Below are 918 nucleotides of genomic sequence, written 5' to 3'. Positions count from 1 at the left end.
ACGAATCTCGACCTTTGACAATACGGCTGTATACGGAAAGCTGGAGCATTTGGTATCCATCTTTTAATAGAAACTGGCGGAATTGATTGGCAGCTTTGCGCTTTGCCGCTGTGGTAACCGGTAGGTCGAAGAAGACAATAATCCTCATAAATTTGGCCTCACTCATATTGGTATTCTTTCAATGGCAAGATTTCAGGCAGTTTCAGCTGTTTGGCATTTTTGTCAGTTACGCTGGCTTGAAATGAGGAAATCATTTTGTCTATGGCAGCCAAGGTGCTGAAGTATTGCCGTTCGATGCAGATTTGACAGTGAAGGGTCTTGATAAGGTTTTGTTTGATATTAGGGGTCAGATCAGTTTTCAGACGGCCTTGTTCATGCAAATGTATAACGACCAGGTCGGCCAATGGGCGTAAGGGTTCGATAAAGTCATCGGCGAGGTTGAATGGATTTAGTTCGCTTCTATGAAACAAGCCTAATGCAGGCAACCATCCATATAAAGTCAGGGCGCGTGCAACTGCTGCACGGAGTACGGCGTAGGTGTAGTTCAATGCGGCATTGACGGCATTGTTGTCATTGCGAGTAAACTTTTCTCCAAAGAGGGCTTGGAAGTAGAGGGCGGCAGCTTGGGCTTCACGGTTTCCTGTATCGCCCGAACGGACTTCGACTGCCAAAGTGCGCAGCCGTTTGGCGGCAAGATCATTGCCTGTTTCGTCTGCGACAAATGCTTGATTTAGGATTTTTTGGCGGATGATATGTTGCCAGAGTTGCTTTTTTAAGGGTTCGCTTATATTCAGCTGCAGCTTGAGGATTTTAAGTTGGCGGTGATATTGGGCATAAGGCAGCCATTGTCCGCAGGGTAGGAACTGTTCGTCACATGTCAGCAGGGTTGAGCCATGTTCGGCTAAGGCTGATAGGAGC

Annotated in this window: 2 protein-coding genes; both read right to left on the bottom strand. The window is 47.1% G+C overall.

The genetic code is table 11. The features are described from left to right. On the bottom strand, positions 1 to 166 hold a 166-nt coding region (cas2, locus tag ACTHS3_RS15345), incomplete at its 3' end, for a CRISPR-associated endonuclease Cas2 (RefSeq protein ID WP_440368415.1). Further along, positions 159 to 918 (bottom strand): type II CRISPR-associated endonuclease Cas1 (gene cas1 / locus ACTHS3_RS15340; RefSeq protein WP_440368414.1); only part of this gene is annotated, 760 nt, incomplete at its 5' end. The genes cas2 and cas1, both read right to left, overlap by 8 nt.

The organism is Neisseria sp. P0009.S007 (assembly GCF_051962515.1).
Note: the sequence above shows the minus strand (reverse complement) of the source record. Positions and strands in the feature narration are given on the sequence as shown.